Raw genomic sequence first — 5,685 nt, 5'->3', positions numbered from 1 at the left:
TCGGCGTGCTGCTGGTGCTGCGGCGGATGAGCCTGGTCGGCGATGCCATGTCGCATGCGGTGCTGCCCGGCGCCGCGGTCGGCTTCCTGGTTTCCGGCCTGTCGCTGTGGGCGATGGGGCTGGGCGGGCTGATCGCCGGCCTGGCGGTGGCGCTGATGGCCGGCGCCGTCACCCGGGTCACGGCACTGCGCGAGGATGCGGCCTTCGCCGCCTTCTATTTGATCGCCCTGGCCGGCGGCGTGCTGATCGTGTCCACCCGCGGCAGCAATGTCGATTTGATCCATGTGCTGTTCGGCACCATCCTCGCGGTCGACGACGTGGCGCTGCTGCTGATGGCCGGCATCGCCACGATCACGCTGATCGCGCTGGCGCTGCTGTACCGGCCGCTGGTGGTCGAATGCTTCGATCCCGGCTACCTCCGCATGGTCGGCGGCGCCGGGGGGCTGGTGCATTCCGCCTTCCTGGTGCTGGTCGTGCTCAACCTCGTCGGCGGCTTCCAGGCGCTCGGCACGCTGATGGTGGTCGGGCTGATGATGCTGCCGGCGGCGGCGGCGCGGTTCTGGGCCCGGTCGCTGTGGTCGCTGTTCGCCTGTTCCGCCGGCCTGGCCCTGCTGTCGGGCTATGCCGGGCTGGTCGTCTCCTACCACGGCAACCTGCCGTCCGGCCCCAGCATCGTGCTGACCGCCGGTGCCTTCTACCTGCTGTCGCTGATCTTCGGGACGCATGACAGCCTGCGGGCCCGATACCTGCCGACCGCGCATTTCGCGCGCTGACCGAACCGGATATCCGGCCTCCGCCACGGGACGGGCGGGCGCGGGCATCCTGTAACCCTGCTGAGTCCTTATCGGAGCCAATGCATGAAGACCCTGATCCGTGCCGGCCTTCTGGGCCTGTCCCTTGCTGCCTGCGCGCTGCCCGCCTGGGCGCAGGCGAAGAAGCTGGAAGTCGTCGCCAGCTTCACCGTGCTGGCCGATGTCGTCCACCAGATCGGTGGCGACACCGTCGATGTCCGCAGCCTGGTCGGCCCGAACGGCGACCCGCATGTCTATGAGCCGACGCCGCAGGACGCGCAGGCGCTGGCCAATGCCGATGTGGTCTTCGTCAGCGGTCTCGAACTCGAAGGCTGGATGGACCGGCTGATCACCGCCTCGGGCTACAAGGGCAAGATCATCGTCGCCTCGGACGGCATCGTCACCCGCCGGATGGAGGATGACGGCAAGGAGATCACCGATCCCCACGCCTGGAACAGTGCGGCCAACGGCGCGGTCTATGCCGCGAACGTGACCAAGGCGCTGGTGGCGGCCGATCCCGCCCATGCCGCGGCCTACCAGGCCAACGGCACCAAGTACGAAGCCGAGCTGAAGGATCTCGACAGCTGGGCCCGGCGCGAGGTCGCGACCATCCCCGCGGCCAAGCGCAAGGTCATCACCAGCCACGACGCCTTCGGCTATCTCGGCGCTGCCTATAGCATCGAGTTCCGCGCCCCGGTCGGCTTCTCGACCGAGAGCGAGGCCTCGGCCGGCGACATTGCCAAGCTGATCGACCAGATCAAGCGCGAGCACATCAAGGCGGTGTTCATCGAGAACGCGACCGACCCCCGGCTGGTGCAGCAGGTGGCCAAGGCCGCCGGTGCGCAGATGGGCGGCGAGCTGTATGCCGAGGCGCTGTCGACCGAAGACGGCCCGGCTTCGACCTATGAAAAGATGTTTCGATATAACATCACGACATTGGTTGCCGGTATGAAGCAGAACTAGAATCCCGTAGGAAGCGCGGCGGGCGTGCAGCAGGATCGCTGTGCGCCCGTTTTGCCATCCGCAGGGGGATTCGACGTATGAGGGGGACGGTCCGGATCGGAATGGTGGCCCTGCTGCTGGCGATCCTGGCGGTGCCGGCGGCGGCGCAGGACAGGATCGGCGTCGTGGCCAGCTTCAGCATCCTCGGCGACATGGCGGCCCGGATCGGTGGCGACCACATCTCGGTCCGCACGCTGGTCGGCCCCGACCGCGATGCCTATGCCTACCAGCCGACCTCCGCCGATGTGCAGGTCCTGGGTGACGCCGATCTATTGCTGATCAACGGGCTGGGCTACGAGATCTGGATCCGCCAGTTGAGCATTGCGGCCGGTTATCACGGCCCGGTGGTCGCCGCATCGAACGGCATCGCCGCGATCCGGAGCGCGGCGGCCGCCCCCGACGTCGCTGACCAGGATGGTGCCCTCGACCCACATGCCTGGCACGACCTGGCGCAGGCCGAGACCTATGTCGACAACATCGTGGCCGGCCTGTCCGTGGCCGACCCGGGCCATGCCGCCGACTACCGTGCCAATGGCCGCAGCTACAAGACGGAAATTGCGGCCCTCGACCGCGAGATCCGGGACCGGATCGCCGTCGTCCCGGCAGGGCGCCGGCTGGTGCTGACCGCGCATGGCGGCTTCGGCTATTTCAGCCGCTCCTACGGGGTCGACTTCGCCACGCTGGCGGGGATCACGGTCGATGACAAGGCCTCGGCCGCCGATGCCGACCGCATCTCGGACCAGATGAAGACCTGTGCCATCTCCGCGCTCTTCCTCGAGAGCACCGCCGACCCCGGACCGGTCGACCGGATCGCCGCCGAGACAGGGATGACGATCAGCGGCACGCTCTATTCCGAGGCCCTGTCGCCACCCGGGACGCCGGCCGGCACCTTCCTCGGCCTCGTCAGGCACAATGCCGACATCATCGTGGCGGCGCTCGCCAGCCCGCCAAGCGATTGCTGCCACACCAGAGCCCATTGATCGCACCGCCGCGGCGCGGGTCATCCGGTTCTAGCCGGCGATCGGCTTGAGGGTGCGGAGATAGGCGACGATCGCGTCGACATCCCCGTCGCGCATGGTCGCCAGATAGCGCCAGGGCATCGGCGACGCCAGTTGCGATCCGTCCGGCCGGACGCCCTTGGTCAGCGCATCCTTGACCTGCTGGTCGGTCCAGCCGCCGATGCCGTCCTTCGGGTCCGGCGTGATGTTCGGCGACACGATCTCCCCGAACACGCCGTGCATGACGGCGCCGCCGGCCCCGATCCGGCTCATATCCGGCTTTTCCGTCGCATCCCGCGGGGTGTGGCACAGCATGCAATGGCCGATCTGCGCGAGGTAGCGGCCATAGGCGACCCGATCGGCCGGATCGGGGTCGGGGATGGTGCCGAGCGGCGCGCCATAACCGGCCGGGGTCGGCTGCTCGTAATGCGACTCCGGCGTCTTGTTCTGCACCGGCGCCAGCGACCGCAGATAGGCGGCGATCGCGTGGGCGTCGCGATCGGACATGCCGCGGTAGAAGGCGATCGGCATCGGCGGCCGCAGCACCCTGCCGTCGGGTGTCCGGCCCTCGCGGATCGCGGTGACGATCTGGTCTTCGGTCCAGCCGCCGATGCCCGTCGCGACATCCGGCGTCAGATTCGGCGGATAGGCGGTGAAATGCGGGGCGTTCAGGGCCTCGCCACCCGAGAACGGGGGACCGGACAGGGTCCCGTCCGGTTCCTGCGGCGAATGGCAATTGCCGCAATTGGCGATGCCGTTGACCAGATAGGCGCCACGCTCCTGCAGCGTCTCGGCCCCGGCCGGTCCGCCGGCTGCGGCCACCGCTATGATCAGGAACGACGCCGCGCACATCGCGGCCCGCCCGGCCCGATTTCCCATGTCCAACCCCATCGATCGACGCCGCCCGTCGCGGCGGCGGGCAGGATCGATCGCGCGGCGCTACGGCGTGATGTCGGTGCCGGCGGGACCCGCTACGGCTGCAATACGGGTGGTCAGGACGGGGATTTCGGACCGGCTTCGGCGCCGAAGATCGCCTTGGCCAGGCTCATCGTCCCGGGCGGGGTGTCGCGCAGATAGGGCAGGGGGCGGCACACCTTCATCGCGGCGACGCCGATGCGCACGCTCAGGATGCCGTTGATCGCGCCTTCGCCGGCGCGGCGGCCGAAGGCGCGCAGCAGGCCGGCGCCCAGGAAATCACCGAGATACTCGTTGGCGGCCTCGATGCCGCCGGCGATCAGCAGTGTCGTCGCCACCCGCCGGATCAGCGACAGCGTGGCGAACAGGCCGGGGCGGAAGCCCTGGATCTCCGCGATCCGCCGGATCATCCGCAGGTTCAGGGCGCCGGACGCGATCATGTCGACGATGGCGAAGGGGGTGACGGTGGTGATCAGCGCGGTGCGCCGGGCCGTGGCCGCGATCGTGGCGCGGCAGGCAGCATCGATCGGCCGCTGGGCGTGCAGCTCCAACAGCGCGATCAGCTCGGCCGGGTCGCGCAGCTCGTCACGCTCGCGCTCCAGCCGGGCCAAGCCGTCGGCCGCGGCGCCGTCGGCATGCAGGCGGCGGAAGCGGGCGATGACGGCATCGGCCGCCGCGGCGTCGCCGCCCGCCGCCGCCCGGCCCAGGCTGCGGATCTCCTCGACCCGGCCGAGCCGGCGCAGCGCCAGCAATTCCCATCCGGCCCAGGTCAGGATCCCGGCCCCGGCGATGCCCAGCAGCAGCAGCGTCACCGCCTGCAGCGGCCCGCCCTGGCTCAGCAGGTCGGTCACCAGCCGTTCGACCCACAGGCTGATACCCAGGCCGACCAGCCCGACCAGCGCCCCGAAGGCGAAGCGCAGGGCGACGCTGCCCGGGCTGCGGCGGCGGCGCAGGCCGGGGTCGATCGGGTCGGGCGCGGCCGGCACCGGCGCGTCCTCCACCGGCACGGCTTCCGTCTGGTCCAGCGCGAACACGGCCGGTGCCCGGCCGTTCTCAGGCTCCGGCCCTGGCTCCGTTGGGTGATCCAGGATCAGGGGCGGCCGAGTCATGCCAGGTCCTCGCCGATCAGGAACTGCAGGGCGCCGTCCAGCCGGATATGCGGCCAGGGCTGGCCGTCGGCACCGAGATCCGGCGGCGGCAGGAAGCGCTGGGCGCCGAAGCGGCCGCCGCCGCGGGCGTCGCGCAGGCTGCGCGGCAGGGCGCCCGGGAAGGCGGCGACCGGCTTGCCGCCCGGCTCGATCGTGCCGGCGACGCAGCGCAGCGTGTCGCCCTCATGCTTGACGTCGACCTCGCGGGTGGCCCGCAGCGAGGCGATGGCCATCGACCGCGCCGTCGCGCCCTGGAAGGCGGTGCGCCGGACGCTCTGCTGCAGCAGCTCGTCCATCAGCCCGACCAGCGGCTCATGCCCCTCGCGTGGCAGGTGGTCGGCCTTGGTGGCGGCGAACAGCACCTTGCGGATCCGCGACTCGAACGGCCACAGCCAGTTGATGCCGCCGGTCTTGAAGCAGCTCAGGATGTCGTCCACGGCGCGGCCGAGGTCCTCCAGGCTTTCCGGCCCGGCGGCCAGATGCGCCAGCAGGTCGACCAGCACGATCTGCCGGTCCAGCCGGCTGAAATGGTCGTTGAAGAACGGGCGGATGACCTTGGCCTTGTAGGCCTCGAACCGCTCCTCCATCAGCCGCCACAGCGACCCGCGCGGCGTGTCGCGCGGCCGCGGCAGCGGGCAGAAGGTGAGGGCGGGGGACCCTTCCAGGTCGCCCGGCAGCAGGAACCGCCCGGGCTGCAGCCGGCTCAAGGGGATGGCGTGGGTGCGGCAGGCGCGGAGATAGCCAGTGTACAGCCGGGCCGCCTCGATCGCATCGGTCTCCTTCGCCGGCCCGGCGGGGTCGAGTCCGGCGATGGCGTCGCGCCAGCCCTGC

At 70.5% G+C, this 5,685-nt stretch carries 6 protein-coding genes; 3 read left to right on the top strand and 3 right to left on the bottom strand.

The genetic code is table 11. From position 1 onward, the window contains the following. The 3 genes from AC3XYG_RS02890 to AC3XYG_RS02880 all read left to right on the top strand — a co-directional run. Nucleotides 1-773: metal ABC transporter permease (locus AC3XYG_RS02890; protein ID WP_489138306.1), on the top strand; the 773-nt coding region annotated here is incomplete at its 5' end. Between the two features lie 84 nt (nt 774-857). Continuing rightward, the gene (locus tag AC3XYG_RS02885) at nt 858-1,754 is read left to right on the top strand and encodes a metal ABC transporter substrate-binding protein (protein WP_489138305.1); all 897 of its coding nucleotides are present in this window, start codon (nt 858-860) and stop codon (nt 1,752-1,754) included. 77 nt (nt 1,755-1,831) lie between these two features. Further along, nucleotides 1,832-2,773 (top strand): metal ABC transporter solute-binding protein, Zn/Mn family, encoded by a 942-nt coding sequence (locus AC3XYG_RS02880; RefSeq protein WP_489138304.1) that lies wholly within the window; start codon nt 1,832-1,834, stop codon nt 2,771-2,773. Nucleotides 2,774-2,803: 30 nt separating this feature from the next. Here the strand turns inward: AC3XYG_RS02880 and AC3XYG_RS02875 are convergent, their stop codons facing one another. From AC3XYG_RS02875 to AC3XYG_RS02865, 3 genes are all read right to left on the bottom strand, one after another. Continuing rightward, nucleotides 2,804-3,670: a c-type cytochrome gene (locus tag AC3XYG_RS02875; protein WP_489138303.1), complete on the bottom strand. Its 867-nt coding sequence runs from the start codon at nt 3,668-3,670 to the stop codon at nt 2,804-2,806. 113 nt (nt 3,671-3,783) lie between these two features. Further along, nucleotides 3,784-4,815, bottom strand: coding sequence for a TIGR01620 family protein (locus AC3XYG_RS02870; RefSeq protein WP_489138302.1), 1,032 nt, complete (start codon nt 4,813-4,815; stop codon nt 3,784-3,786). Further along, nucleotides 4,812-5,685 (bottom strand): YcjX family protein (locus tag AC3XYG_RS02865; protein WP_489138301.1); only part of this gene is annotated, 874 nt, incomplete at its 5' end. The genes AC3XYG_RS02870 and AC3XYG_RS02865, both read right to left, overlap by 4 nt.

Source organism: Inquilinus sp., from assembly GCF_057815775.1.
This window is presented reverse-complemented; position numbering and strand designations above follow the sequence as displayed.

Coding starts and splice junctions, on each gene's coding strand:
- AC3XYG_RS02870 (WP_489138302.1), bottom strand. CDS start 4,815: ATGACTCGGCCGCCCCTGATCCTGGATCACCCAACGGAGCCAGGGCCG.
- AC3XYG_RS02880 (WP_489138304.1), top strand. CDS start 1,832: ATGAGGGGGACGGTCCGGATCGGAATGGTGGCCCTGCTGCTGGCGATC.
- AC3XYG_RS02885 (WP_489138305.1), top strand. CDS start 858: ATGAAGACCCTGATCCGTGCCGGCCTTCTGGGCCTGTCCCTTGCTGCC.
- AC3XYG_RS02875 (WP_489138303.1), bottom strand. CDS start 3,670: ATGGGAAATCGGGCCGGGCGGGCCGCGATGTGCGCGGCGTCGTTCCTG.